Annotated in this window: 22 protein-coding genes; 11 read left to right on the top strand and 11 right to left on the bottom strand. The window is 62.3% G+C overall.

The window, feature by feature from the left end; genetic code table 11:
* Positions 1-251: 251 nt before the first annotated feature.
* From mnmE to rpmH, 5 genes are all read right to left on the bottom strand, one after another.
* Entirely contained in the window at positions 252-1,622 is a 1,371-nt protein-coding gene (gene mnmE / locus AC25M7_RS02830) for a tRNA uridine-5-carboxymethylaminomethyl(34) synthesis GTPase MnmE (protein ID WP_028690027.1), read from the bottom strand.
* Between the two features lie 87 nt (positions 1,623-1,709).
* Positions 1,710-3,392 carry a membrane protein insertase YidC gene (yidC, locus tag AC25M7_RS02825; RefSeq protein WP_486970716.1) on the bottom strand — a complete coding sequence of 561 codons (1,683 nt, stop codon included), beginning with the start codon at positions 3,390-3,392 and terminating at the stop codon, positions 1,710-1,712.
* Between the two features lie 2 nt (positions 3,393-3,394).
* On the bottom strand, positions 3,395-3,640 hold the full coding sequence (gene yidD / locus AC25M7_RS02820; RefSeq protein ID WP_011536514.1) for a membrane protein insertion efficiency factor YidD: 246 nt from the start codon (positions 3,638-3,640) through the stop codon (positions 3,395-3,397).
* Complete coding sequence (gene rnpA, locus AC25M7_RS02815) at positions 3,633-4,034, bottom strand: ribonuclease P protein component (protein WP_011536515.1); 402 nt, start codon at positions 4,032-4,034, stop codon at positions 3,633-3,635. Before rnpA ends, yidD begins: the two co-directional genes overlap by 8 nt.
* A gap of 13 nt (positions 4,035-4,047) precedes the next feature.
* Positions 4,048-4,182: a 50S ribosomal protein L34 gene (rpmH, locus tag AC25M7_RS02810; RefSeq protein ID WP_003253163.1), complete on the bottom strand. Its 135-nt coding sequence runs from the start codon at positions 4,180-4,182 to the stop codon at positions 4,048-4,050.
* A gap of 581 nt (positions 4,183-4,763) precedes the next feature.
* Between rpmH and dnaA the strand changes: the two genes are divergently transcribed.
* From dnaA to gyrB, 4 genes are read left to right on the top strand one after another with little or no spacing between them, the layout of a single operon-like run.
* Entirely contained in the window at positions 4,764-6,290 is a 1,527-nt protein-coding gene (gene dnaA / locus AC25M7_RS02805) for a chromosomal replication initiator protein DnaA (protein ID WP_062360044.1), read from the top strand.
* Between the two features lie 40 nt (positions 6,291-6,330).
* A complete protein-coding gene (gene dnaN, locus AC25M7_RS02800) occupies positions 6,331-7,434 on the top strand; it encodes a DNA polymerase III subunit beta (protein WP_486970715.1) in 1,104 nt (367 codons plus the stop codon).
* Between the two features lie 15 nt (positions 7,435-7,449).
* Positions 7,450-8,553 (top strand): DNA replication/repair protein RecF, encoded by a 1,104-nt coding sequence (gene recF, locus AC25M7_RS02795; RefSeq protein ID WP_028690032.1) that lies wholly within the window; start codon positions 7,450-7,452, stop codon positions 8,551-8,553.
* 4 nt (positions 8,554-8,557) lie between these two features.
* Positions 8,558-10,978 (top strand): DNA topoisomerase (ATP-hydrolyzing) subunit B, encoded by a 2,421-nt coding sequence (gyrB, locus tag AC25M7_RS02790; protein ID WP_028690033.1) that lies wholly within the window; start codon positions 8,558-8,560, stop codon positions 10,976-10,978.
* A gap of 75 nt (positions 10,979-11,053) precedes the next feature.
* On the opposite strand, the gene AC25M7_RS02785 is transcribed toward gyrB, so the two are convergent.
* Positions 11,054-12,352 (bottom strand): sigma-54 interaction domain-containing protein, encoded by a 1,299-nt coding sequence (locus tag AC25M7_RS02785; RefSeq protein WP_062360041.1) that lies wholly within the window; start codon positions 12,350-12,352, stop codon positions 11,054-11,056.
* Positions 12,353-12,598: 246 nt separating this feature from the next.
* Here AC25M7_RS02785 and AC25M7_RS02780 point away from each other — a divergent pair, with 246 nt between their 5' ends.
* The 3 genes from AC25M7_RS02780 to AC25M7_RS02770 are packed head-to-tail and all read left to right on the top strand — an operon-like array spanning position 12,599 to position 15,620.
* On the top strand, positions 12,599-13,483 hold the full coding sequence (locus AC25M7_RS02780) for an MBL fold metallo-hydrolase (RefSeq protein ID WP_028690035.1): 885 nt from the start codon (positions 12,599-12,601) through the stop codon (positions 13,481-13,483).
* 41 nt (positions 13,484-13,524) lie between these two features.
* Complete coding sequence (locus AC25M7_RS02775) at positions 13,525-14,805, top strand: NAD(P)/FAD-dependent oxidoreductase (RefSeq protein ID WP_028690036.1); 1,281 nt, start codon at positions 13,525-13,527, stop codon at positions 14,803-14,805.
* The gene (locus AC25M7_RS02770) at positions 14,802-15,620 is read left to right on the top strand and encodes a sulfite exporter TauE/SafE family protein (RefSeq protein WP_241411255.1); all 819 of its coding nucleotides are present in this window, start codon (positions 14,802-14,804) and stop codon (positions 15,618-15,620) included. The genes AC25M7_RS02775 and AC25M7_RS02770 overlap by 4 nt, the downstream gene beginning before the upstream one ends.
* Here the strand turns inward: AC25M7_RS02770 and AC25M7_RS02765 are convergent.
* Entirely contained in the window at positions 15,609-16,496 is an 888-nt protein-coding gene (locus AC25M7_RS02765) for a LysR family transcriptional regulator (protein ID WP_028690038.1), read from the bottom strand. The two genes, AC25M7_RS02770 and AC25M7_RS02765, sit on opposite strands and share 12 nt — an antisense overlap.
* Positions 16,497-16,670: 174 nt before the next feature.
* Between AC25M7_RS02765 and AC25M7_RS02760 the strand changes: the two genes are divergently transcribed.
* Complete coding sequence (locus tag AC25M7_RS02760) at positions 16,671-18,320, top strand: GMC family oxidoreductase (RefSeq protein WP_486970714.1); 1,650 nt, start codon at positions 16,671-16,673, stop codon at positions 18,318-18,320.
* A 97-nt stretch (positions 18,321-18,417) separates the two neighbouring features.
* Positions 18,418-20,037: an MFS transporter gene (locus AC25M7_RS02755; RefSeq protein WP_028690040.1), complete on the top strand. Its 1,620-nt coding sequence runs from the start codon at positions 18,418-18,420 to the stop codon at positions 20,035-20,037.
* A gap of 271 nt (positions 20,038-20,308) precedes the next feature.
* On the opposite strand, the gene AC25M7_RS02750 is transcribed toward AC25M7_RS02755, so the two are convergent.
* The 4 genes from AC25M7_RS02750 to glyQ all read right to left on the bottom strand — a co-directional run bounded on the left by AC25M7_RS02750 (position 20,309) and on the right by glyQ (position 24,675).
* Positions 20,309-21,079 (bottom strand): lysophospholipid acyltransferase family protein, encoded by a 771-nt coding sequence (locus AC25M7_RS02750; RefSeq protein ID WP_028690041.1) that lies wholly within the window; start codon positions 21,077-21,079, stop codon positions 20,309-20,311.
* 65 nt (positions 21,080-21,144) lie between these two features.
* A complete protein-coding gene (gene gmhB, locus AC25M7_RS02745; RefSeq protein ID WP_028690042.1) occupies positions 21,145-21,672 on the bottom strand; it encodes a D-glycero-beta-D-manno-heptose 1,7-bisphosphate 7-phosphatase in 528 nt (175 codons plus the stop codon).
* 4 nt (positions 21,673-21,676) lie between these two features.
* Entirely contained in the window at positions 21,677-23,731 is a 2,055-nt protein-coding gene (gene glyS, locus AC25M7_RS02740) for a glycine--tRNA ligase subunit beta (protein WP_062360031.1), read from the bottom strand.
* Positions 23,728-24,675, bottom strand: a complete 948-nt coding sequence (glyQ, locus tag AC25M7_RS02735; protein ID WP_011531473.1) for a glycine--tRNA ligase subunit alpha — start codon at positions 24,673-24,675, stop codon at positions 23,728-23,730. Before glyQ ends, glyS begins: the two co-directional genes overlap by 4 nt.
* Positions 24,676-24,758: 83 nt before the next feature.
* On the opposite strand from glyQ, the gene AC25M7_RS02730 reads away from it, so the two are divergent.
* Together AC25M7_RS02730 and AC25M7_RS02725 are read left to right on the top strand one after the other, a co-directional pair.
* Positions 24,759-25,310: a DNA-3-methyladenine glycosylase I gene (locus AC25M7_RS02730; protein ID WP_028690044.1), complete on the top strand. Its 552-nt coding sequence runs from the start codon at positions 24,759-24,761 to the stop codon at positions 25,308-25,310.
* Positions 25,311-25,351: 41 nt separating this feature from the next.
* Positions 25,352-26,239, top strand: coding sequence for a lysophospholipid acyltransferase (locus AC25M7_RS02725; RefSeq protein WP_028690045.1), 888 nt, complete (start codon positions 25,352-25,354; stop codon positions 26,237-26,239).
* Positions 26,240-26,312 lie beyond the last annotated feature (73 nt).

Here is a 26,312-nt window from a genome sequence, read left to right as displayed (position 1 = left end):
GCGTGTAAGCTGTGGATTAAAGTGTCGATTACCCACAGGCGGGTTTGTCCTCAGAAAAAAAGGCCAGTTATCAACGGAGCTGATGGCGAGTTTTCCACAGAGCTCCTGGGCCTGAAATCTCATCTGTGGATGACGGCTTGGGCGGCGGGCCTACAGATACCACAGACCAAGCCGGCTCTCGCCCTACCCGAATCACAGGCAAAAAAAAGCCGCTCCAGACAGAAGCGGCCTTGTTATCGAAGGGCTGTGGACTATTTGCCGATGCAGAAGCTCGAGAAAATCCTGCCAAGCAGGTCGTCCGAACTGAACGCCCCGGTGATTTCACCCAACGCTTGCTGTGCCTGGCGCAGATCCTCTGCCAGCAGCTCTCCGGCGCCAGCCAGGGTCAGTTGTGCCCGACCATGCTCCAGGTGCTCGCTGGCCTGGCGCAGCGCTTCCAGGTGTCGGCGACGGGCGCTGAAGCTGCTCTCCGCGGTCTGTTCATACCCCATGCAGGCCTTGAGGTGGTCACGCAGCAGATCCAGCCCCATGTCGTCTTCGCGGGCACTCAGGGTAATGGTTACGTGGCCATCGTCACTCTGCTCCATGCCGACATGCTCACCGCTCAAGTCGGCCTTGTTACGGATGAGCGTGACTTTTGCCACATCTGGCCGTTGGTCCAGGAACTCCGGCCACAGCGCAAAGGGGTCACTGGCTTCCGGCGCGGTCGAGTCGACGACCAGCAGCACCCGGTCAGCCTCGCCGATGGCCTTGAGCGCCCTTTCCACCCCGATCTTTTCCACATGGTCATCGGTATCGCGCAGACCGGCGGTGTCGACCACATGCAGCGGCATGCCATCGATGTGGATATGTTCGCGCAGAATATCCCGGGTGGTGCCGGCGATATCGGTGACGATCGCCGCCTCGCGTCCGGCCAGCTGGTTGAGCAGGCTAGATTTGCCGGCGTTCGGCCGGCCGGCGATGACCACCGTCATGCCGTCGCGCAACAGGGCACCCTGCCCGGCTTCACGCTGCACTGTGGACAACTCGTTGCGCACATCATCGAGCATGCGCAGCACATGGCCGTCGGCGAGAAAGTCGATTTCTTCCTCAGGGAAGTCGATCGCCGCCTCGACGTAGATGCGCAAGGCAATCAGCGCCTCGGTCAGCCCATGCACGCGCTTGGAGAAAGCCCCCTGCAACGAGCGCAGGGCATTACGGGCAGCTTGCGTGGAGCTGGCTTCGATCAGGTCAGCGATGGCTTCGGCCTGGGCCAGGTCGAGCTTGTCGTTGAGAAACGCACGCTCGCTGAACTCGCCCGGGCGTGCCAACCGGCAGCCCAACTGCAGGCAACGCTGCAGCAGCATGTCCATGACCACCGGTCCCCCGTGGCCCTGCAGCTCGAGCACGTCTTCGCCGGTGAACGAGTTCGGCCCGGGGAAGAACAGCGCGATGCCTTCGTCCAGGACCAGGCCATCGGCATCGCGGAACGGGCCATAGTGGGCATGGCGCGGGGTCAGCGTGCGGCCGGTAATGGCCTGCCCGGCCTGGCTGGCCAACGGCCCGGACAAACGGACAATGCCGACCCCGCCGCGGCCTTGGGCGGTGGCGATGGCAGCGATGGTTTCACGCACAGTGTTCATGCTCGAAAGCCTCTACAACGAATTCGTCAGATAGCAAAAACGCCCCACTAGGGGGCGTTTTTATTCACAGGCAAACAGGCTTGCCCGTCAAGCGGCAGCTTTCTTGGTCGCTGCCTCGATGCTGCGGGTGATGTACCACTGCTGTGCAATCGACAGGCAGTTGTTCACAACCCAATACAGCACCAGACCGGCCGGGAACCACAGGAAGAAGAAGGTGAAGATGATCGGCATCATTTTCATCACCTTGGCCTGCATCGGATCCGGCGGGGTCGGGTTCAGACGCTGCTGGATGAACATGGTAGCGCCCATGATGATCGGCAGGATGAAGAACGGATCCTTGATCGACAGGTCGGTGATCCACAGCATCCACGGAGCCTGGCGCATCTCTACGCTTTCCAGCAGTACCCAGTACAGGGCCAGGAACACCGGCATCTGTACCAGGATCGGCAGGCAGCCGCCCAGCGGGTTGATCTTCTCTTTCTTGTACAGCTCCATCATCGCCTGGGACATCTTCTGGCGATCGTCACCGAAGCGTTCCTTGAGCTGAGCCAGTTTCGGCGCCACGGCACGCATGCGCGCCATCGAGCGGTAGCTGGCGGCCGACAGCGGGAAGAACAGGCCTTTGATCAGCATGGTCAGGACGATGATCGACCAGCCCCAGTTGCCGAGCAGGCTGTGGATATGTTGCAGCAGCCAGAAGATCGGCTGGGCGATGAACCACAGGAAACCGTAGTCGACGGTCAGTTCCAGGCCTGGGGACAGTTCCTTGAGCTTGGACTGGATTTTCGGACCTGCATACAGCATGGCGCTGGTTTCGACCTTGCCGCCGGCAGGGACGTTAAGCGCAGGGCCGGTGTAGCCGATGATGTAGTTGCCCTGGCTGTCCTTGCGGGTCTGGACAGCGTTGTTGTCCGATTTGCTCGGAATCCAGGCGGTCACGAAGTAGTGCTGCAGCCAGGCGACCCAGCCGCCGGTCACATTTTCTTTCAAACTGCCTTTGTCGATGTCTTTCATCGACACTTTCTTGTACGGCTCGGAAGCTGTCCACAGGGCGGCGCCCAGGTAGGTGGCCGTACCGGTCGCGGTGCTCGACGACGGGTCGGAGCTGGCGTCGCGCTTGAGCTGGGCAAACATGTTGCCGCTCCAGGCCTGGCCGCTCTGGTTGTCGATCAGGTAGCTGACGGTCAGGTCGTACTCACCGCGCTTGAAGCTGAAGCGCTTGATGTAGTTGATCCCGTTCTCGCTGAACTTCAGGTCCACGACCATCTGGTCCTGACCGTCGGCAAGCTGGAAGCTCTTCTGCTGCGCGGCGTACAGCGGGCGACCAGTGGCGCGGGCGTCCGGGCCGTTGGTGCCGGTCAGGCCGCTCTGGGCCAGGTACACGCGCTCGCCGCCGTTGTCGAACAGCTGGAACGGAATGTCCGGATGGTCCTGGCGACGTGGGTACTTCGGCAGGTTCAGCTGGACGATGTCACCACCGACCGGGTCGATAGCCAGGTCCAGGACATCGGTCTTGATCCGGATCAGGTCCTTGCTGACCGCGACCGGCGCCAGTTCAGCAGGGCTGGATTCAGCATTGGCGCTCGGCACATCGGCGCTGGCACCGGCGTTGCCGGCCGGCACGGTGTCCGGCAGGGCCGGGGCAGCATTGCTGGCAGCAGCATTCTGAGTCGGCAGGGCAGCCTGGCCATAGTCCTGGTTCCACTTGAGGACCATGACATAGGACACGATTGCCAGGGCGACGATCAGGATCGTGCGTTTAATATCCATGATTACTCGGCTATCGAAGAAGTTCGGGAGGAAGGAGCAGGTGGAACGGGATCGAAACCGCCGTCGTTCCACGGATGACAACGCCCCAGGCGACGAACGGCCAGCCACCCACCACGCAAGAGGCCATGGTTTTCGATGGCTTCATAGGCGTAACAGGAACAGCTGGGATAGAAACGACAGTGACTGGCCATCAGTGGACTGATGGCGTAACGGTAGAACTGGATCGGAACGAGGGCCAGTTTACGCATTGTGACTGTCTACCCCTGCGGAATCGGCGACCGCTGGAGAGGGCCGACTGCGGACCAGTCGCTTCCAGAGCTTGCCAAAGTGTTGGTGCAATTCTGGGTTTTCCACTTCGCCCAACCCCTTGCGTGCAACGATCACGATATCCAACCCGGCCAACATCTGCTGGTTCAGGCGGAACGAATCGCGCATCAGGCGTTTCAGGCGATTGCGTTGAACGGCGAGCTTGACGCTCTTCTTGCCGATCACCAGGCCGAGGCGTGGATGATCGAGACCGTTCTCGCGGGCAAGGATAAGCAGGTTTTTCCCTGGAACCTTGCCGGTTGGGGAGTCGAAGACCGCTTTGAAATGCCGGGGTGTAAGCAGTCGCTTGTCCCGACTGAAGTCCTGACTCACCACCTGTACCGAAAAATCAAATGGCCAGACGCTTACGGCCTTTGGCACGGCGACGCGACAGAACGGCACGGCCGTTCTTGGTGGCCATACGGGCACGGAAACCGTGGGTGCGGGCGCGCTTGATGGTGCTTGGTTGGAAAGTACGTTTCATGGCGTGTTACCTGGGTTGGTCGACAACGGGCCGGAAGGGCCCCCTTTTTAAGAGATCGGCGATTCTAGAGAAAGCAAGCCGATAGGTCAATTTCCAACCAGCCTTTCCTTATGGAAGGTCGAGCCAGGTCGATGGGCATCCTGTTGACCTTGCTAACCTGAAAGCGGGCAAATCAAAAAAACAGAAGAGGCATATAAAAAGCTTTTCTGAAGAACTTATAGATCTTAGGTGGATAACCTTCTGTGGATAACCTTCTCAAGGCCACGATTGACGTACTGTACAGAAAATCACAACCTTGTCGGTAAGGAGTGTTCTGTCTGTGTCCCGCATGAGGAAAACCTGTGCGGGAAAAGGCGCTTTATCCACAGGTGATTTATCCACAGCCCAGAACCCAGGGTTGTGCATAGCCCTCATGTGTCGTTATCCACAGGGCTTATCAACAGTGGCCGAAGGGTATTCAAGTCGTTTTTTGGCGGATTTACCCTGATAGTGGGTGGCGTCACGTGTGGATAACTGATCGCCCGCCCGGTACAATGGCGGTTTGTTTTTGCCTCATCCGGCTTTCAACTCAGGGGATATCCGTGTCAGTGGAACTTTGGCAGCAGTGCGTGGAGCTTCTGCGCGATGAGCTGCCTGCCCAGCAATTCAACACCTGGATCCGTCCGCTACAGGTCGAAGCCGAAGGCGACGAGTTGCGCGTCTATGCGCCCAACCGCTTCGTGCTCGACTGGGTCAATGAAAAGTACCTTGGCCGCCTGCTCGAACTGCTGGGTGAACAGGGCAGCGGTATCGCACCTGCCCTTTCCTTATTAATAGGCAGCCGGCGCAGTTCCGCAGCCCGTGCCGCACCCAACGCCCCTGTCAGTGCCGCCGTTGCGGCAACCCTCGCGCAACAGGCGCAGGTACAGCAGGCGGCGCCTGCACTCGAGCCTGTCAGCGCACCTGTGGTGGAGCCGGCGCAGGTGGCCGAAGTCGAGGAACCCTCTTCGCGTGACAGCTTCGACAGCATGGCCGAGATCGCGAGCGCTCCGGTTGCCAGCGGTCGCACCGAGCAGCGCACGGTGCAGGTCGAGGGTGCCCTGAAGCACACCAGCTACCTGAACCGCACCTTCACCTTCGAAACCTTCGTCGAAGGCAAGTCGAACCAACTGGCTCGCGCCGCGGCATGGCAGGTGGCCGACAACCCCAAGCACGGCTACAACCCACTGTTCCTTTATGGTGGCGTCGGCCTGGGTAAGACACACTTGATGCACGCTGTGGGTAACCACCTGCTGAAGAAGAACCCGAATGCCAAGGTGGTCTACCTGCATTCGGAGCGCTTCGTCGCCGACATGGTCAAGGCGCTGCAGCTGAACGCGATCAACGAATTCAAACGTTTCTACCGTTCGGTCGATGCGTTGCTGATCGATGACATCCAGTTCTTTGCCCGCAAGGAGCGTTCCCAGGAAGAGTTTTTCCATACCTTCAACGCCCTGCTCGAGGGCGGCCAGCAGGTGATCCTCACCAGCGACCGCTACCCGAAGGAAATCGAAGGCCTGGAAGAGCGCCTGAAGTCCCGCTTCGGCTGGGGCCTGACGGTGGCCGTCGAGCCGCCGGAGCTGGAAACCCGCGTGGCGATCCTGATGAAGAAGGCCGACCAGGCCAAGGTCGAGCTGCCGCACGATGCCGCGTTCTTCATCGCCCAGCGGATCCGTTCCAACGTGCGTGAGCTTGAAGGCGCCCTGAAGCGGGTGATCGCCCACTCGCACTTCATGGGCCGCGACATCACCATCGAGCTGATCCGAGAATCGCTCAAGGATCTGCTGGCGCTGCAGGACAAGCTGGTCAGTGTGGATAACATCCAGCGCACCGTGGCCGAGTACTACAAGATCAAGATCTCCGATCTGCTGTCCAAGCGACGGTCGCGCTCCGTGGCGCGTCCACGCCAGGTAGCCATGGCCTTGTCGAAAGAGCTTACCAACCACAGCCTGCCGGAGATCGGCGACATGTTCGGCGGCCGCGACCACACCACCGTGCTGCACGCCTGCCGCAAGATCAACGAATTGAAGGAATCCGACGCGGACATCCGCGAGGACTACAAGAACCTGCTGCGCACGCTGACGACCTGATGGCCGTCAGCGCAGCTAATTGAAGGCAAGGGACTAGACCATGCATTTCACCATTCAACGCGAAGCCCTGTTGAAACCCCTGCAACTGGTCGCAGGCGTCGTCGAGCGCCGCCAGACCTTGCCGGTCCTGTCCAACGTCCTGCTGGTCGTGCAAGGCCAGCAACTGTCGTTGACCGGTACCGACCTGGAAGTCGAACTGGTTGGCCGCGTCCAGCTGGAAGAGCCTGCGGAGCCGGGCGAGATCACCGTTCCGGCGCGCAAGCTGATGGACATCTGCAAGAGCCTGCCCAGCGATGTGCTGGTCGACATCAAGGTCGACGAGCAGAAGCTGCTGGTCAAGGCCGGCCGCAGCCGTTTCACCCTGTCCACCCTGCCGGCCAACGACTTCCCTACCGTGGAAGAAGGCCCGGGCTCGCTGACCTGCAACCTGGAACAGAGTAAGCTGCGCCGCCTGATCGAGCGGACCAGCTTCGCCATGGCCCAGCAGGATGTGCGCTACTACCTCAACGGCATGCTGCTGGAAGTGTCCACCGATACCCTGCGCGCCGTCGCCACCGACGGTCACCGTCTGGCGCTGTGCGCCATGCAGGCACCGATCGGTCAGGCTGACCGTCACCAGGTCATCGTGCCACGCAAGGGTATCCTCGAGCTGGCGCGCCTGCTCACCGATCCGGAAGGCATGGTCAGCATCGTCCTGGGCCAGCATCACATTCGCGCCACCACCGGTGAGTTCACCTTCACCTCCAAGCTGGTCGACGGCAAGTTCCCGGACTACGAGCGTGTCCTGCCCAAGGGCGGCGACAAGCTGGTGATCGGTGATCGCCAGGCGCTGCGCGAGGCGTTCAGCCGTACCGCGATCCTGTCCAACGAGAAGTACCGCGGCATCCGTCTGCAACTGGCCGCCGGCCAGCTGAAGATCCAGGCCAACAACCCGGAACAGGAAGAAGCGGAAGAAGAGATCAGCGTCGACTACAAGGGCAGCTCGCTGGAGATCGGTTTCAACGTCAGCTACCTGCTGGATGTGCTGGGCGTCATGACCACCGAACAGGTTCGCCTGATTCTGTCCGACTCCAATAGCAGCGCCCTGTTGCAGGAAGCCGGCAATGACGATTCGTCCTACGTTGTCATGCCGATGCGTCTGTAACCCATAGCAGGCGACATGTCCCTTCGACGTCTCTCGGTCACCGCGGTGCGCAATCTGCACCCGGTGACCCTTTCACCCTCCCCCCGCATCAACATCCTTTACGGCGCCAACGGCAGCGGCAAGACCAGCGTGCTCGAAGCCGTGCACCTGCTGGGGCTCGCCCGTTCGTTCCGCAGCACCCGGTTGAACCCGGTGATTCAGTACGAGCAGCCGACCTGCACCGTGTTCGGTCAGGTCGAACTGGCCGAAGGCGGTACCAGCAACCTGGGTGTTTCACGGGAGCGGCAGGGTGATTTCACCATTCGTATCGACGGACAGAATGCGCGCAGCGCCGCGCAACTGGCCGAGATGCTGCCCCTGCAACTGATCAATCCGGACAGTTTCCGCCTGCTCGAAGGTGCGCCCAAGGTGCGCCGGCAGTTCCTCGATTGGGGCGTGTTCCACGTGGAACCTCGCTTCATGGCGACCTGGCAGCGCCTGCAGAAGGCCCTGCGGCAGCGGAACTCATGGCTGCGGCATGGTACACTTGATGCCGTTTCGCAAGCCGCCTGGGATCGGGAGCTATGTCTCGCCAGTGCGGAAATAGATGAATACCGTCGCAACTACATCAAGGCCTTGAAGCCTGTCTTCGAGCGTACCCTGAGCGAGCTGGTCGAACTGGACGGGCTGACCCTGAGCTACTACCGAGGTTGGGACAAGGACCGGGAACTCAACGAAGTCCTCGCAACCTCTCTCCTTCGCGATCAGCAGATGGGCCATACCCAGGCCGGGCCACAACGTGCCGATCTGCGCCTGCGATTGGGCGCGAACAACGCGGCCGACATCCTCTCGCGGGGGCAGCAGAAGCTGGTGGTCTGCGCCTTGCGCATTGCCCAGGGACATCTGGTCAGCCAGGTTCGTCGGGGCCAGTGTATTTATCTGGTGGACGACCTGCCGTCCGAGTTGGACGAGCAGCATCGCCGCGCCCTGTGCCGCTTGCTTGAAGAATTGAACTGCCAGGTGTTCATCACCTGTGTAGACCACGAATTTCTGAGGGAAGGCTGGCAGACGGAAACGCCAGTCGCCTTGTTCCACGTGGAACAAGGCCGTATCACCCAGACCCACGACCATCGGGAGTGAAGGCATGAGCGAAAATCAAACGTACGACTCCTCCAGCATCAAGGTGCTGAAAGGGCTGGATGCCGTACGCAAGCGTCCCGGCATGTACATTGGCGACACCGATGACGGCAGCGGCCTGCACCACATGGTATTCGAGGTGGTCGACAACTCGATCGACGAAGCCCTGGCCGGGCACTGCGATGACATCACCGTCATCATTCACCCGGACGAATCCATCAGCGTCCGTGACAATGGCCGTGGTATTCCGGTCGACGTGCATAAAGAAGAAGGCGTTTCCGCGGCCGAGGTCATCATGACCGTGCTGCACGCCGGCGGTAAGTTCGACGACAACTCCTACAAGGTTTCCGGCGGTCTGCACGGCGTAGGTGTATCGGTGGTAAACGCCCTGTCCGAGCAACTGGTGCTCACCGTTCGTCGTAGCGGCAAGATCTGGGAACAGACCTACGTCCATGGCGTGCCACAGGCGCCGATGGCGGTGGTCGGTGAAAGCGAAACCACCGGTACCCACATTCACTTCAAGCCTTCGGCTGAAACCTTCAAGAACATTCACTTCAGCTGGGACATTCTCGCCAAGCGTATCCGCGAGCTGTCGTTCCTGAACTCGGGTGTCGGCATCCTGCTGAAGGACGAGCGCAGCGGCAAGGAAGAGTTCTTCAAGTACGAAGGCGGCCTGCGCGCATTCGTTGAATACCTGAACACCAACAAGACCCCGGTCAACTCCCAGGTCTTCCACTTCAACGTCCAGCGTGACGATGGCGTGGGTGTCGAAGTCGCCCTGCAGTGGAACGACAGCTTCAACGAAAACCTGCTGTGCTTCACCAACAACATTCCCCAGCGCGACGGTGGTACCCACCTGGTCGGCTTCCGTTCCTCGCTGACCCGTAGCCTGAACAGCTACATCGAGCAGGAAGGCCTGGCGAAGAAAAACAAGGTCGCCACCACTGGTGATGACGCCCGTGAAGGCCTGACCGCGATCATCTCGGTCAAGGTGCCGGATCCTAAGTTCAGCTCGCAGACCAAGGACAAGCTGGTTTCCTCGGAGGTGAAGACTGCCGTGGAACAGGAGATGAACAAGTACTTCGCCGACTTCCTGTTGGAGAACCCCAACGAAGCCAAGGCCGTGGTCGGCAAGATGATCGACGCTGCCCGGGCCCGTGAAGCGGCGCGTAAAGCCCGTGAGATGACTCGCCGCAAAGGTGCTCTGGACATCGCCGGCCTGCCGGGCAAATTGGCCGACTGCCAGGAGAAGGACCCTGCCCTTTCCGAACTGTATCTGGTGGAGGGTGACTCCGCGGGTGGTTCGGCCAAGCAAGGCCGCAACCGTCGCACCCAGGCGATCCTGCCGCTCAAGGGCAAGATCCTCAACGTCGAGAAAGCGCGCTTCGATAAGATGATCTCTTCCCAGGAGGTCGGCACGCTGATCACCGCGCTGGGTTGTGGCATCGGCCGTGAAGAGTACAACATCGACAAGCTGCGTTATCACAACATCATCATCATGACCGATGCTGACGTCGACGGTTCGCACATCCGTACCCTGCTGCTGACCTTCTTCTTCCGTCAGCTGCCGGAACTGGTCGAGCGTGGCTACATCTATATCGCCCAGCCGCCGCTGTACAAGGTGAAGAAAGGTAAGCAGGAGCAATACATCAAGGACGACGAGGCCATGGAAGAGTACATGACCCAGTCGGCCCTGGAAGATGCCAGCCTGCACCTGGACGAGTCCGCGCCAGCCGTTTCCGGCGTGCAGCTCGAGGCGCTGGTCAACGAATTCCGCGCGGTGATGAAAACCCTCAAGCGTCTTTCGCGCCTGTACCCGGAAGAGCTGACCGAGCACTTCATCTACCTGCCAAAGGTTTCCCTCGAGCAACTGGCCGATAAGGCGCAGATGGACATTTGGCTGAAGGCGTTCCAGCAGCGTCTGGATAATAGCCAGCGTTCTGGTCTGGCTTACAAGGCCGACTTGCACGAGGACAAGGAGCGCAACCTCTGGCTGCCTGTCGTTGAAACGACCTCCCATGGTTTGGCCAGCTATGTCACCTTCAACCGTGACTTCTTCGGTAGCAATGACTACAAGACAGTCGTTGCCCTGGGTGAAAAGCTGGGTACCTTGCTGGGCGACGGCGCCTATGTGCAGCGTGGCGAACGTCGCAAGGCTGTCACCGAGTTCAAGGAAGCCCTCGACTGGCTGATGAACGAGAGCACCAAGCGCCACACCATCCAGCGATACAAAGGACTGGGTGAGATGAACCCGGACCAGCTGTGGGAAACCACCATGGACCCGACCGTGCGCCGCATGCTCAAGGTGACCATCGAGGACGCCATCGCCGCCGATCAGCTGTTCAACACCCTGATGGGGGATGCGGTCGAACCGCGTCGCGACTTCATCGAAAGCAACGCGCTGTCGGTGTCCAACCTGGACTTCTGATCTGCGGGTAGTACAAGAAAGCCAATCCCCAGGGATTGGCTTTTTTTTTTACCTTCATGAATGTTCCACGTGGAACTACGAAATCCCCAATGCTTTAAGTCGGCGGTACAACGTGCGTTCGCTCATCCCGAGGTGATCGGCCAATTCACTTCGGGAACCGCTGAAGGTTTCCAGGGCATGGGCCAGATCGGCCATTTCGTTCCTACGTCCCCGAACACCTGGTTGCCTTACAGTCGGGTGGATATCTTCCGGAAGATGTTCGGGACGAATCAGCCCATCATCAGCAAACAATCGCGCGCGCTCCAAGATGTTTCTGAGCTCGCGAATGTTGCCTGGGAATGTATGCAGGTTGAGGCAAGCGAGTGCTTCGGCGGTGACCTTGGGCGAGTGCTTGCCGGCCATGCGTTGTAGCAGACTCTCACAGAGCAACGGTAAATCCTCGACTCGCTCACGCAGCGATGGCAGGCGAATCGGGAATCCGCTGATGCGGTAATACAGGTCTTCGCGAAACGTCCCTTCGGCGGCCATCTCCTTCAAGGGCTTGTGCGTGGCCGAGACCAGGCGGAAATCCGAATGGACCGTGCGCGTGCTGCCGACCGGACGGAAGCTGCCGGATTCGATCAGGCGCAGCAGTTTCACCTGCATCGCCAGCGGTACTTCACCGATCTCATCGAGGAACAGGGTGCCACCGTGAGCAGCCTCGGCCAGGCCGATCTTGCGTTGAGTCGCGCCGGTGAAGGCGCCCTTCTCATAGCCGAACAGTTCACTCTCGAACAACGACTCGGTCAGCCCGGTGCAGTCCACCACCACCAGGGGGCCATTGGCTCGGGGGCTACCCAGGTGCAAGGCGCGGGCGAACAGCTCCTTGCCCGTACCCGACTCGCCCTGGAGCAGTACCGGAATCTGCGCAGGGGCTGCACGTTGCAAACTGGCCACGGCGTTCTTGAAGGCTGGCGCCCGGCCAACCAACCCTTGTTGTTGAGGTTGTGCCGATGCCAGTGTGACGCTGGTCAGGCGTTCGACGAAGGCCACCACCCTGCCCTCGTCATCGAGGATCGGGCGCAGTTCCACATCCACATGCTCCGGCCCTCGCGGGGTGTGATGGATGTGCAGCACGCGCTCGGGCACTTTGCTGTCCAGCGACTTGCGCAGCGGGCAATGTTCCCCGGCTTGGTCGCAGGGCACGGCATAGTGGTGCGAGACCCGGTGGCATTTTTCGCCGATCGGCGCGTGCTCCTCGTTGCCGAACTGACGACGGTACGCCGCGTTGGCAGCCAGGATGTTGTAGTCGGTATCCAGCACGATGCTGGGTAGCACATCGTGTTCGAGGTAGGACACCAGCGCGAGGATCGCGGGATGGGAAGCGGCTAGCATGACAGCACCAGGTGAAGGACCTGGCGAGGGTAGCAAGGACTGCCAAACACTGCCATCGGCTGACAGTCGACTGCCAGGAACTGTCACCTTTGGCTGGCTGTAATGGGGCTGCTGCGCAGCCATCGCGGCACGAGGCCGCTCCTGCAAGGGGACGGCGTCCTATCTGAAGGGCTGGCATGTATCTTGATAAAGCACCCTTCACTGCCTATGCCTTCAAGGAGGCTCGGTGGATAACTGGAGAGTGCAATGATCATCGGCAACAACCTTCACGTCGAAGCGTTCTTCGACAAGGCGACCTGGACCATCAGCTACCTGGTCATGGATGGCGAGACGCGCCAATGCGCGCTGATCGACAGCGTGCTGGACTACGACCCCAAGTCCGGGCGCACCTGCACCGATTCGGCGGACAAGCTGATCGCCCGCGTCGAAGCGCTGGATGCCAAGGTGCAATGGATCCTGGATACCCATGTGCACGCCGACCATCTGTCTGCGGCGGCCTACCTCAAGGAGCGGCTTGGCGGCAGCATCGCGATCGGCGCGCAGATCACCCAGGTGCAGAAAGTCTTCGGCACCCTGTTCAACGCCGAGCCGGGTTTTGCCCGTGACGGCAGCCAGTTCGACGTCCTGTTCGAAGATGAGGAGGGATTTCGCATCGGCAACCTGCATGCCCGTGCCCTGCACACCCCTGGGCATACCCCGGCGTGCATGAGCTACATGGTCGAGGATGCGGGCGAGATCGCTGTGTTCGTCGGCGACACCTTGTTCACCCCCGACTATGGCACCGCCCGTTGCGACTTTCCTGGCGCCAGCGCGCGAACCCTGTACCAGTCGATCCGTCGCCTGCTCGCCTTCCCCGACCAGACCCGGCTGTTCATGTGCCACGACTACCTGCCTGGTGGCCGTGAGCTGCGCTTCGTCACCACCGTGGCCGAGCAACGCGCCGACAACATTCATATCCATGAAGGGGTCAGCGAAGACAGCTTCGTGCAGATGCGCGAAGCCCGTGACAAGACCCTCGACATGCCTGTGCTGATCCTGCCGTCGGTGCAGATCAACATGCGCAGCGGGCAATTCCCCGAACCTGAAGCCAACGGTGTGAGCTACCTGAAGATCCCGCTGAACAAGCTGTAAGCCACGCCGTACCCATAACGAGATTTCCAAGGAACACCGCCATGCCTGCCTTGCTGTCCCCTGCCGATTCCTCCCGTGCCGACCACCACAAGGTGGTGATCGTCGGCGCCGGTGCCGCTGGTATCGCCACCGCGTCCAGCCTGATCGCCCGTGATCCGTCGCTGGACATTGCCCTGATCGACCCTGCCGACGTGCACTACTACCAGCCTGGCTGGACCATGGTCGGTGCCGGTGTTTTCAAGGCGCCGAGCACCGCCCAGACCATGGCGGCCACCCTGCCCCGTGGCGTGCGTTGGATCAAGGCGCGGGTGGAGAGCTTCGACCCTCAAGGGCAACTGGTCGTGCTCGAGGACGGGCGTGCGGTCAGCTATGAGCAACTGGTGGTTTGCCCGGGATTGAAACTCGATTGGAACGCCATCGAGGGTTTGAGCGAAACGCTCGGTCGCAACGGTGTCACCTCCAACTACCGCTATGACCTGGCGCCCTACACCTGGCAACTGGTACAGAACCTCAAGCAGGGGCGCGCCCTCTTTACCCAGCCGCCGATGCCGATCAAATGCGCCGGTGCGCCGCAGAAGGCGCTGTACCTGTCCTGTGATCACTGGTTGCGCAAGGGGCACCTGGGCAATGTCAGGGCCAGCTTCTTCAATGCTGGGGCGGTGCTGTTCGGTGTGCCGGATTATGTGCCGGCGCTGATGAGCTACATCGACAAGTACGGCGTGGACCTGAACTACCAGCATCGCCTGACGGCGGTGGATGGTCCGAACAAGCGCGCCACGTTTATCCGTACCCTCCCCGATGGCACCACCGAGACCCGGGTCGAAGCCTTCGACATGCTGCATGTGGTGCCGCCGCAGGTGGCGCCTGACTTCATCCGCCAGAGCCCGCTGGCCGATGCGGCGGGCTGGGTGGATGTCGACCCGCATACCTTGCGTCATCGCCAGTTCGGCAATGTCCACGCGTTGGGTGACGTGGCCAATACCAGCAACGCCAAGACCGCCGCCGCCGCCCGCAAGCAGGCGCCGGTGGTGGCCAACAATGTGCTGGTGGCACTCGGTCGCCTGTCGACCCTGGCCCAGTACGATGGCTATGGTTCCTGCCCGTTGACGGTGGAACGCGGCAAGATCGTCCTGGCCGAGTTCACCTATGGCGGCAAGGTGGCGCCGAGCTTCCCGCGCTGGCTGCTCGATGGCCGCAAGCCAACCCGCCTGGCCTGGTTGCTCAAGGCGCAGATCCTGCCGCCGCTGTACTGGAAGGCCATGCTCAAGGGCCGCGAATGGCTAGCCCGGCCGCAACCTCTGGTGGTCGAGGCGCAGCAGTGATCGAACACCAACTGCTGGGCGCCGGGCTCGGCGCGATCATTGGCGCGGTGCTGGCGCTGACCGGCGCCGGCGGTGGCATCCTGGCGGTGCCGCTGCTGGTGTTCGGCCTGGGACTGAGCATGGTCGAGGCGGCGCCGATCGGACTGCTGGCCGTAGGGCTGGCGGCGTCGGTTGGTGCGGTGCTCGGCCTGCGCCAAGGGCTGGTGCGCTATCGGGCGGCCGCGTTCATCGCGGTGATCGGAATTGTCTGCGCGCCGTTCGGCCTGATGCTCGCCCATCGTTTGCCCAACACGCCGTTGGCCTTGGTGTTCGCCGGGGTACTGGTGTACGCCTGCCTGCGGATCTGGCGCAAGGCCGCGCGTGAACTGCGTGGCGAGTCGCCCTGTGGGGAGCGGGAGATCATGCCCTGCGTGCTCAACCCGCTGCAGGGGCGCTTGCGCTGGACCCTGCCCTGCGCCCGGGCACTGGCGTTCACCGGGATGCTGTCGGGGTTGCTGTCAGGCCTGTTGGGGGTCGGTGGTGGTTTCGTGATCATCCCGGCGCTGAACCGTTATACCAACCTGAACATGAAAAGCATCGTCGCCACCTCGCTGGCGGTGATTGCCCTGGTGTCTACCGGTAGCGTGATCAGCGCCAGCGTGGCGGGCGTGATGCACTGGTGGGTCGCGGCGCCGTTCGCGGTGGGGGCAGTGCTGGGTTTGCTGCTGGCGCGGCCGTTGGCGAGCAAGCTGGCCGGCCCGCGCCTGCAGCAGCTGTTCGCCGTGGTGGGTTGTGGCGCCGCGGTGTTGCTGGCCGGCAAGGCGCTATTCGGCTAGCAACTCGTCCTGCTCGGCGGCGCAGAGCGCCAGCAGGTAGTCCCACACCACTCGCAGGCGTACCGACTTGTGCAGCTCGCGGCGTGTGCAGATCCAGTAGCTGCGCTGGATGGTCTCGCTGGGCAGCACGCGCACCAGCTTCGGATCGTGGCGGGCCATGTAGTTCGGCAACACGGCGATGCCCAGCCCGGCCTGTGCGGCGTGCTGCTGGGCGATCACGCTGGTGCTGCGGAACACCACGGTGGGCGCCCGGCAGAAACTGTTGAGGAACAGCAGCTCCTGGCTGAACAGCAGGTCGTCGACATAGCCGATCCAGCTGTGCCGGGCCAGGTCTTCGCGGCTGTGCAGCGGTGGTGCGCGGTCCAGGTAGTCCTGGCTGGCGTACAGGGCCAGGCGGTAATCGGTGAGCTTGCGGGTGATCAGCAGGTCGGCGTTGGGACGTTCCAGGTGAATGCTGATCTCGGCTTCGCGGTTGAGGATGCTGACGAAACGCGGCACCGCCACCAATTCCACTTCGAGCCCCGGGTAGCGTTGGAACAAGGCTTTCATGCGCGGGGTGAAGAACATGATGCCGATGCCTTCGGTCACCCCCAGGCGGATCTTGCCCAGTGGCGTGATGGCCTGGGTGATTTCTTCCTGCGCCAGCAGGGCAACGTTCTCCATGGCTTCGGCGTGCTTGAGTAGGGCCTGGCCGGAAGGCGTGAGTTCATAGCCCTGGGCGTGCTGGACGAACAGCGCGGTACCCAGGTGCTTTTCGATGCTCTCGATATGCCGGGCCACGGTGCTGTGGGTGGTGTTGAGGCGCTTGGCGGCGGTGAGCAGGCGGCCGCTGCGCTGCAACTCGAGGAAAAACCGCAGATCGTTCCAGTCGAACATGGGCGTCCTTGGAAGTGCTGGCTGTTGAAGCCATCGCGGGGCAAGCCCGCTCCCACAATCAGATAGTCGTTGTGCTAAAACGCACAACGGCTGCGCGAAATCTCGTGTTTCCTCGGCGAAATTAATCAATAAGATGGATCGGGACAAGAATAATAATCAGGCGCGAGGTTGCACATGCCATCAGCCGATCCTGTCTACGACTATGTGGTCGTGGGAGCCGGTCCCGCCGGTTGCCTATTGGCCAACCGCTTGTCCGCCGACCCTTCGTGCCGCGTATTGCTGCTCGAGGCGGGTGGCCGCGACAACTATCCCTGGATTCACATCCCCGTCGGTTACCTCTACTGCATCGGCAATCCACGCACCGACTGGTGCTTCAAGACCGAGGCCCAGCCCGGCCTGAACGGTCGCAGCCTGGGTTATCCACGGGGCAAGGTGCTGGGCGGCTGCTCGTCGATCAACGGCATGATCTACATGCGGGGCCAGGCCGCCGACTACGACCGCTGGGCCGAGCAAGGCAACGACGGCTGGGCGTGGAAGGATGTGCTGCCCTTGTTCAAGGCTTGCGAGAACCACTTCGCCGGCGCCAGCGACAGCCACGGCGCCGAGGGGGAATGGCGGGTCGAGCAGCAGCGCTACAGCTGGCCGATCCTCGATGCCTTCCGCGATGCCGCCGAGCAGAGTGGCATCGCCAAGGTCGACGACTTCAACATGGGCGACAACGCGGGCTGTGGATATTTTCAGGTCAATCAGCGCAGCGGTGTGCGCTGGAACTCGGCCAAGGCGTTTCTCAGGTCCATCCTCAAGCGCCCCAACCTGACAGTGTTGACGGGCGTGCAGGTCGACCAGGTGCTGCTCGACAACACCCGCGTCCGGGCGGTGAAGGCCTCGTGGCAAGGCGCCTGGCATGAGTTCGCCGCTCGCCGCGAGATCGTCCTGTGCGCGGGCTCCGTGGGCTCCCCCGGCATTCTGCAACGCTCCGGCATCGGCCCACGCAAGCTGCTCGAAGGCTTGGGTATCGGAGTTCGCCATGAGATGCCCGGGGTTGGCGGCAACCTGCAGGATCACCTGCAACTGCGCCTGATCTATCAGGTCCACAACACCCGCACCCTCAATCAGATGGCCAACAGCCTGTGGGGCAAGCTGGGCATGGGCCTGCGCTACGCTTACGACCGCAGTGGCCCATTGGCCATGGCGCCGAGCCAGCTGGGCGCCTTCGCCCGTTCAGGCCCCGAGCAGGCAACGGCCAACCTGCAATACCACGTGCAGCCGTTGTCGCTGGACCGCTTCGGCGAGCCGCTGCATCGCTTTCCGGCGTTCACCGCCTCGGTGTGCAACCTGCGCCCGGCGAGCCGTGGACGCATCGACATCCGCTCGGCGGACATGAATGCCGCGCCGGTGATCGACCCCAACTACCTGAGCGACCCCGAGGACCTGCGCGTCGCCGCCGAGGCCATCCGCCTCACCCGACGCATCGTCCAGGCCCCTGCCCTGGCGGCCTTCGATCCTCGCGAGTATTTGCCAGGCCCCGCCTTGCAGAGCGAGGACGACCTGCACCAGGCCGCCGGCCAGATCGGTACCACCATCTTCCACCCGGTGGGCACCTGCCGCATGGGCAGTGGCGCGCTCGATGTTGTGGATAACCAGCTTCGCGTGCATGGCATTCCCGGCCTGCGCGTGGCCGACGCCTCGATCATGCCGCAGATCGTCTCCGGCAATACCTGTTCACCCACGTTGATGATTGCCGAAAAGGCGGCACAACTGATCCTCAAGGGGGCCAATACCCAGACCAACCTCAGCGACGCCAGCGCGATACCGACGCCCTGACCCGGGTGTTTGCAACAGCGGCGGCTTGTGGTCGCAAGTCGCCGACAGTGGAACAACAAGAATAATCACTGTGGCCTGCGGGCCGAGGACAGCAACGATGTCGGATTACATCCAGGAACAGGGGGCGGCGGCGAGCAGCCCAAGCCGTCGTGAAGAGCGCAAGATCATTTTCGCGTCATCCCTCGGGACGGTGTTCGAGTGGTATGACTTTTTTCTCTATGGCGCGCTGGCCGCGGTCATCAGCAAGCAATTCTTCGCGGGGGTCAACGACACCACCGCCTTCATCTTCGCCCTGATGGCCTTCGCCGCCGGCTTCCTGGTGCGCCCGTTCGGCGCGCTGGTGTTCGGCCGGCTGGGCGACATGATCGGGCGCAAGTACACCTTCTTGGTGACCATTGTGCTGATGGGCCTGTCGACCTTCGCCGTGGGTCTTTTGCCCACCTACGCCAGCATCGGTATCGCCGCGCCGATCATCCTGGTGGTGCTGCGCATGCTCCAGGGCCTGGCGTTGGGCGGTGAATACGGCGGCGCGGCCACCTATGTCGCCGAGCACGCGCCTCATGGCAAACGTGGTTTCCACACCGGCTTCATCCAATCCACTGCCACATTGGGCCTGCTGCTGTCGCTGACCGTCGTCCTGGCCAGCCGCTACATCAGTGGCGACCAGTTCGAAACCTGGGGCTGGCGCCTGCCGTTCCTGCTGTCGATCGTGCTGCTGGCGATATCCACCTGGATCCGCATGAGCATGCACGAGTCGCCGGCCTTCGTGAAAATGAAGGCCCAGGGCAAGGTGAGCAAGTCGCCGATCCGCGAGTCGTTCACCTCCTGGCCGAACCTGAAAGTGGTGCTCACGGCACTGTTCAGCATCAATGCCGGGCAAGCGGTGACCTTCTACACCGCGCAGTTCTACGTGCTGTTCTTCATGACCCAGATGCTCAAGATGGACCCGGCCCAGGCCAACACCCTGCTGATCATCAGCGTGGTGATCGGTGCGCCGTTCTTCGTGTTCTTCGGCTGGCTATCGGACCGGGTCGGGCGCAAGCCGATCCTGATGCTTGGCCTTTTGCTGGCGACGGTGTTGTACTTCCCGCTGTTCAAGGCCCTGAGCCATTACGCCAATCCGCAGATCGACGCCGCCAGTCGCCAGGCGCCGATCGTCGTCACCGCAGATCCCAAGGGCTGCACCTTCCAGTTCGATCCGGTGGGCAAGGCACGCTTCGACAGCCCGTGCGACAAGGTCAAGACGTTCCTGGTCAAGCAGGGCCTGCCCTACAGCTCGGTGAGTGTCGCTGGCAGCGAGGTGATCGTCAGCATCGGCGACAAGACCATCAATGGCTTCGACGAAACGGCCATGCGCAGTGCCATCGATAGCGCCGGCTACCCGGCCAAGGCGGACCCAGCGCAGGTGAACCAGGTGATGGTGGTGGTGCTGATCGTCGCCATGATCCTGATCGCCACCATGACCTACGGGCCGCTGGCGGCGGTGATGGTCGAGCTGTTCCCGACGCGCATCCGCTACACCTCGATGTCGCTGCCCTACCACATCGGCAACGGCTGGTTCGGCGGCTTCCTGCCGACGGTGTCGTTCGCGTTGGTGGTGTACACCGGGGACATCTTCTATGGGCTGTGGTACCCGGTGCTGATCACCGGGGTGAGCCTGGTGGTGGGGATCTTCTGCCTGAAAGAGACCCGGGATGTGGATATCGACAAGGTGTGAGGATTGAGAGGGATACAACGTGGGAGCGGGCTTGCCCCGCGATGTCGCCAGCACTGAGGACGCCATCGCGGGGCAAGCCCGCTCCCACGACTCGATCAAAGCGATCAACCTATAAAAAAACCGGCGTAAAAGCCGGTTTTTTATCGCGGGAAAAAACTTATGCACGATTTTCGAAAAAACGTCATACACGGAAATAAATAGCTAATTCAATCACTTAGCTATGTTTTAAGACGCTTAATCCAAAAATTGCTAACAAGTTATCCACAGAACGTCAGGCAGGCTGCTGCTCGGGTTTTTCCGCCGCTGGCGGCAGCGAACCCATGGCGCGTTGAGCCGCCTCGTTCCATGCCTGGGCACGGTCGTTGAGCTCGGCGATGGCACGCGGGCCTGTCCCCTCCGGATACATCGGCTCGCCAATTACCACCTCGATGGTGCCCGGGCGCTTGCCCCAGCCTTCACGCGGCCAGAACTTGCCGGCGTTGTGGGCGATCGGCAATACCGGCAGGCCGGCATTCACCGCCAGCGCGGTGCCGCCGCGGGAAAACTTGCCCATCTGCCCATGCGGCACGCGGGTGCCTTCGGGGAAGATCAGCACCCAGGTACCCTGCTTGAGCAGTTCGTCGCCCTGGCTGGCAACTTGGCGCAGAGCCTCCTTCGGGTTCTTCCGGTCGATGGCGATCGGTCGCAGCATGGCCATGGCCCAGCCGAAGAACGGCACGTACAGCAACTCGCGCTTGAGTACCTGGCTCAGCGGCGAGAAGTACGCCGAGAGGAAGAATGTCTCCCAGGTGCTCTGGTGGTTCGACAGGATCACGCAGGGCACGTCAGGCACGTTCTCGGCGCCGGTGACCTTGTAGTCGATACGCAGGATCGTCCGCACCAGGAACAGCGCGCAGCGGCACCAGTACACGTTGATGAACTTGTAGCGCTTGGGGAACGGCAGGAAAGGCGCGACGAAGAAGCTCAGCGAGCACCACAGCAGCGAACTGGTGCCCAACAGCAGGTAAAAAAGAAAGATTCTGATCGCCTGCAGGATCGACATAGTGGCATGTACCGTTGCGGGGCGTGCCCGCCTAATGAAAAGTGCGCCGGTCCTGGCGCACTCATTTAAATAATTTCTCTGGCGATGGCTGCCAGATCGTCGAAAATCAGTGTAGTTTGCGGGACACCTTTTTCCAGGGTCCTTTCACCCTTGCCGGTTTTTACCAACACGGGTTGTGCATCGACGGCCAGGGCCGCCTCCAGGTCACCTTTGCTGTCACCGACGAACCATACGCCGGCCAGCGGTACCTGGTAGTGCTCGGCGATTGTCCGCAACATGCCGGGCTTGGGCTTGCGGCAGTCGCAGCCCTCGTCCGGGCCGTGCGGACAATGCACGATCAGGCCGACCTCGCCGCCCTGCTCGGCCACCAGCGCGCGCAGGCGCGCATGCATGGCCTCGAGGGTTTCCAGCGGGTAGTAGCCGCGGGCAATGCCGGACTGGTTGGTGGCAACCGCCACCGTCCAGCCTGCCTTGCTCAACTGCGCGATGGCCTCGATCGAGCCAGGAATGGGGATCCACTCCTCCAGCGACTTGATGTAGGCGTCGGAGTCGTGGTTGATCACTCCGTCTCGATCAAGGATCAGCAGTTTCAACGACTCACCCCAGCAGCGAGATATCGGCCACGCCCAGGAACAGACCGCGCAGGCGGCTGAGCAGGGCATAACGGTTGGCGCGCACCTTGGCATCCTCGGCGTTGACCATCACCGCCTCGAAGAAGGCGTCGACCGGGTCACGCAGGGCGGCCAGGCGGGCCAGGGCCTCGCTGTACTGACGCGCGGCCGCCATCGGTTGCACGGCCTGGTCGGCCTGCTGGATGGCCGAGTACAGGGAGAACTCATTGGCGTTGTCGAAGTACTTCGGCTCGACCTGGTCGGCGATGGCGCCTTCGGCCTTGCCCAGCAGGTTCGATACGCGTTTGTTCGCCGCGGCCAGGGCTTCGGCTTCCGGCAGCTTGCGGAAGGCCTGCACGGCCTGCACGCGTTGGTCGAAGTCCAGCGCCGAGCCCGGCTTCAGGGCACGCACCGACAGGTAGGTGGAGACGTCGATGCCTTCGTCCTCGTAGCGCGCGCGCAGGCGGTCGAAGACGAACTCCAGCACCTGCTCGGACAGGCCGGCGGCCTTGACCTTGGCACCGAACTGCTTGACCGCGAACTCGACCGCGACGGCCAGGTCCAGGTCCAGCTGCTTCTCGATCAGGATACGCAGCACGCCCAGGGCAGCACGACGCAGGGCGTACGGGTCCTTGCTGCCGGTGGGCAGCATGCCGATGCCGAAGATCCCGACCAGGGTGTCGAGCTTGTCGGCGATGGCCACGGCGGCACCGGTGAGGGTCTGCGGCAACTCGGCGCCGGCGCCGCGCGGCATGTACTGCTCGTTCAGCGCCAGGGCGACGTCTTGCGGCTCGCCGTCGTTGAGGGCGTAGTAGTAGCCGGCGATGCCCTGCATTTCAGGGAATTCGCCGACCATTTCCGAGGCCAGGTCGCACTTGGACAGCAGGCCGGCACGGCCGGCGTTGGCGGCGCTGCCACCGATGTACGGGGCAATGAAGGCGGCCAGCTTGGAAACGCGCTCGGCCTTGTCGAACACGGTGCCCAGCTGAGCCTGGAACACCACGTTCTTCAGGCGCTCGTTGAAGCTTTCCAGCGGCTGCTTCTTGTCCTGCTTGAAGAAGAACTCGGCGTCGGTCAGTCGTGGGCGCACGACCTTCTCGTTACCCTGCACGATCTGCTTCGGATCGCGGCTCTCGACGTTGGCCACGGTGATGAAGCGCGGCAGCAGCTTGCCTTCGCTGTCCAGCAGGCAGAAGTATTTCTGGTTGTCCTGCATGGTGGTGATCAGGGCTTCCTGCGGCACCTCGAGGAAACGCTCCTCGAACGAGCACACCAGCGGCACCGGCCACTCGACCAGGGCGGTCACTTCGTCCAGCAGCGCCGGCGGCACGATGGCCGTGCCTTCCTGCTGCATGGCAAGCTCGGCGGTGCGCTTGCTGATCAGCTCGCGACGCTCGGCGAAGTCGGCCAGCACGTGGGCCTTGCGCAGGTCCTCGACGTAGTTGGCAGGGGTGGTGATGAGTACGTTTTCCGGGTGGTGGAAGCGGTGGCCACGCGATTCACGGCCGGCCTTCTGGGCCAGGAGGGTGCAGTCGACCACCTGATCGCCCAGCAGCATCACCAGCCACTGGGTTGGGCGCACGAACTCTTCACGGCTGGCGCCCCAGTGCATGCGCTTGGGGATTGGCAGGTCGTTGAGCGAATCCTCGACGATGGTCGGCAGCAGGCTGGCGGTGGCCTTGCCCGGAATGTGCTGGGAGAAGCGCAGCTTGGGGCCGCTCTGGTCGATGTCCGACAGCTCCACGCCGCACTTCTTGGCAAAGCCCAGGGCGGCCTGGGTCGGCTGGCCTTCGGCGTTGAACGCGGCCTGCACGGGCGGGCCGTCGATGTTGATGCTGCGGTCCGGCTGCTGCACGTCCAGCTGGCGGATCAACACGGCCAGGCGGCGCGGCGCGGCGTAGACCTGCTTGCCGGTGTAGTTCAGGCCGGCGGCCTGCAGGCCTTTCTCGATGCCGGCGAGGAAGGCGTCGCCCAGGGTGGCGAGGGCCTTCGGTGGCAGCTCTTCGGTGCCCAGTTCAACCAGGAAATCTTGAGCACTCATTGTGCAGCCTCCAGCTTAGCCAACACTTCGTCACGCAGTTCGGGAGAGGCCATCGGGAAGCCCAGGCGTGCGCGGGCTTGCAGATAGCTTTGCGCCACGTCCCGGGCCAGGGTACGCACGCGCAGGATGTAGCGCTGGCGCTCGGTCACCGAGATGGCGCGGCGGGCGTCCAGCAGGTTGAAGGTGTGCGAGGCCTTCAGGACCATTTCGTAGGTCGGCAGCGGCAGGTCCAGCTTGATCAGGCGGTTCGCTTCGCTTTCGTAGAAGTCGAACAGTTCGAACAGCTTCTCGACGTTGGCGTGCTCGAAGTTGTAGGTCGACTGCTCCACTTCGTTCTGGTGGAACACGTCGCCGTAGGTGACCTTGCCGAACGGGCCGTCGGCCCATACCAGGTCGTAGACCGAGTCCACGCCCTGCAGGTACATGGCCAGGCGCTCCAGGCCGTAGGTGATCTCACCGGTGACCGGGTAGCACTCGATGCCACCGACCTGCTGGAAGTAGGTGAACTGGGTCACTTCCATGCCGTTCAGCCAGATTTCCCAACCCAGGCCCCAGGCGCCGAGGGTCGGCGATTCCCAGTTGTCTTCGACGAAGCGGATGTCGTGAACCAGCGGATCCAGGCCGATGGCTTTCAGCGAGCCGAGGTACAGCTCCTGGAAGTTGGCCGGGTTCGGCTTGAGCACCACCTGGAACTGGTAGTAGTGCTGCAGGCGGTTGGGGTTTTCGCCATACCGCCCGTCGGCAGGGCGACGGCTGGGCTGCACGTAGGCGGCGTTCCAGGTCTCCGGGCCGACGGCGCGCAGGAAGGTAGCGGTGTGGAAAGTGCCGGCGCCTACTTCCATATCGTAGGGCTGAAGCACCACACAACCTTGCTCGGCCCAGTAGTTCTGCAGGGCGAGGATCAGGTCTTGGAAGGTACGCACGGCTGGCGTAGGCTGGCTCACGAAATTCACCTGTATCTGGGGATGCGGATGTAAAGAGCGGGAGTATACCCGATTCGCCTCGCCCTCTACGTTATTGGAGCCTTATGCCACGCTGCTTTTGGTGTTCCGACGATCCGTTGTACCAGGCCTATCACGACCACGAGTGGGGAACGCCGCAGCACGACCCGGCGTTGCTCTTCGAGATGCTTTTGCTCGAAGGGTTCCAGGCGGGGTTGTCGTGGATCACGGTATTGAAGAAACGCGAACGCTATCGCCAGGTGCTGGATGGCTTCGATCCGGTGAAGCTGGCGCGCCTGAGCGATGAGCGCATCGAGGAACTGATGCTGGACCCCGGCATCATCCGCAATCGTCTCAAGCTCAAGGCCGTGCGCCGCAACGCCCTCGCCTGGCTGGCTGTGGATAACCCGGCGCAGTGGCTGTGGTCGTTCGTCGGAGGCGCGCCGAAGATCAATCATTTCCAGGGCCGCGGCGACGTGCCGGCGGTCACCGACGAGGCCAAGGCCATGAGCAAGGCCCTGCAAAAGGCCGGTTTCACCTTTGTCGGGCCGACCATCTGCTACGCCTTCATGCAGGCCACCGGCATGGTCATGGACCACACCACCGACTGCGATCGCTACGCCGCGCTGGTGCGCTGACGGGGTACAATGCGCGCCTTGCTGAAATAAGGAATTCGCCTGTGGAAAAGTTCAAGGGCGCCCTGATGGTCGGGGTGCTGCGCCTGTTTGCCAAGCTGCCCTGGGGCGCTGTGCAGCGCGTCGGCGCTGGTATCGGCTGGCTGATGTGGAAAATCCCCAATGGCTCGCGCAATGTCGTGCGCATCAACCTGGCCAAGTGTTTCCCGGAGATGGACCCGGTCGAACGCGAGCAGCTGGTTGGCCGTGCGTTGAAGGACATCGGCAAGTCGTTTGTCGAGAGCGCCTGTGCCTGGATCTGGCCGCCGCAGCGCTCGCTGGAGCTGGTCAAGGAAGTGCACGGCCTTGAAGTGCTGGAGCAGGCCCTGGCCTCGGGCAAGGGCGTGGTGGGCATCACCAGCCACCTGGGCAACTGGGAAGTGCTCAACCACTTCTATTGCAACCAGTGCAAACCGATCATCTTCTACCGCCCGCCCAAGCTGAAGGCGGTGGATGACCTGCTGCGTGAACAGCGGGTGCAGATGGGCAACCGCGTGGCGCCTTCGACCAAGGAAGGCATCCTCAGCGTGATCAAGGAAGTGCGCCGGGGTGGCCAGGTGGGGATTCCGGCCGACCCGGAGCCGGCCGAGTCCGCGGGTGTGTTCGTGCCGTTCCTCGGCACCCAGGCGCTGACCAGCAAGTTCGTGCCGAACATGCTGGCTGGCGGCAAGGCGGTGGGGGTTTTCCTGCATGCCCTGCGGTTGCCGGATGGCTCGGGTTTCAAGGTGTTCCTGGAAGCGGCGCCGGAAGCGATGTACAGCACCGATGTGACTGAATCGGCGGCGGCCATGAGCAAGGTGGTCGAGCGTTATGTGCGCGAGTATCCGAGCCAGTACATGTGGAGCATGAAGCGCTTCAAGAAGCGTCCGGCGGGTGAGGCGCGCTGGTATTGAGATTGTTGGGGGCGCTTTGCGCCCCTTTCGCGACACAAGGCCGCTCCTACAGGCGACCGCAATCCTCTGTAGG

The organism is Pseudomonas sp. P106(2024) (assembly GCF_057480815.1).
This window is presented reverse-complemented; position numbering and strand designations above follow the sequence as displayed.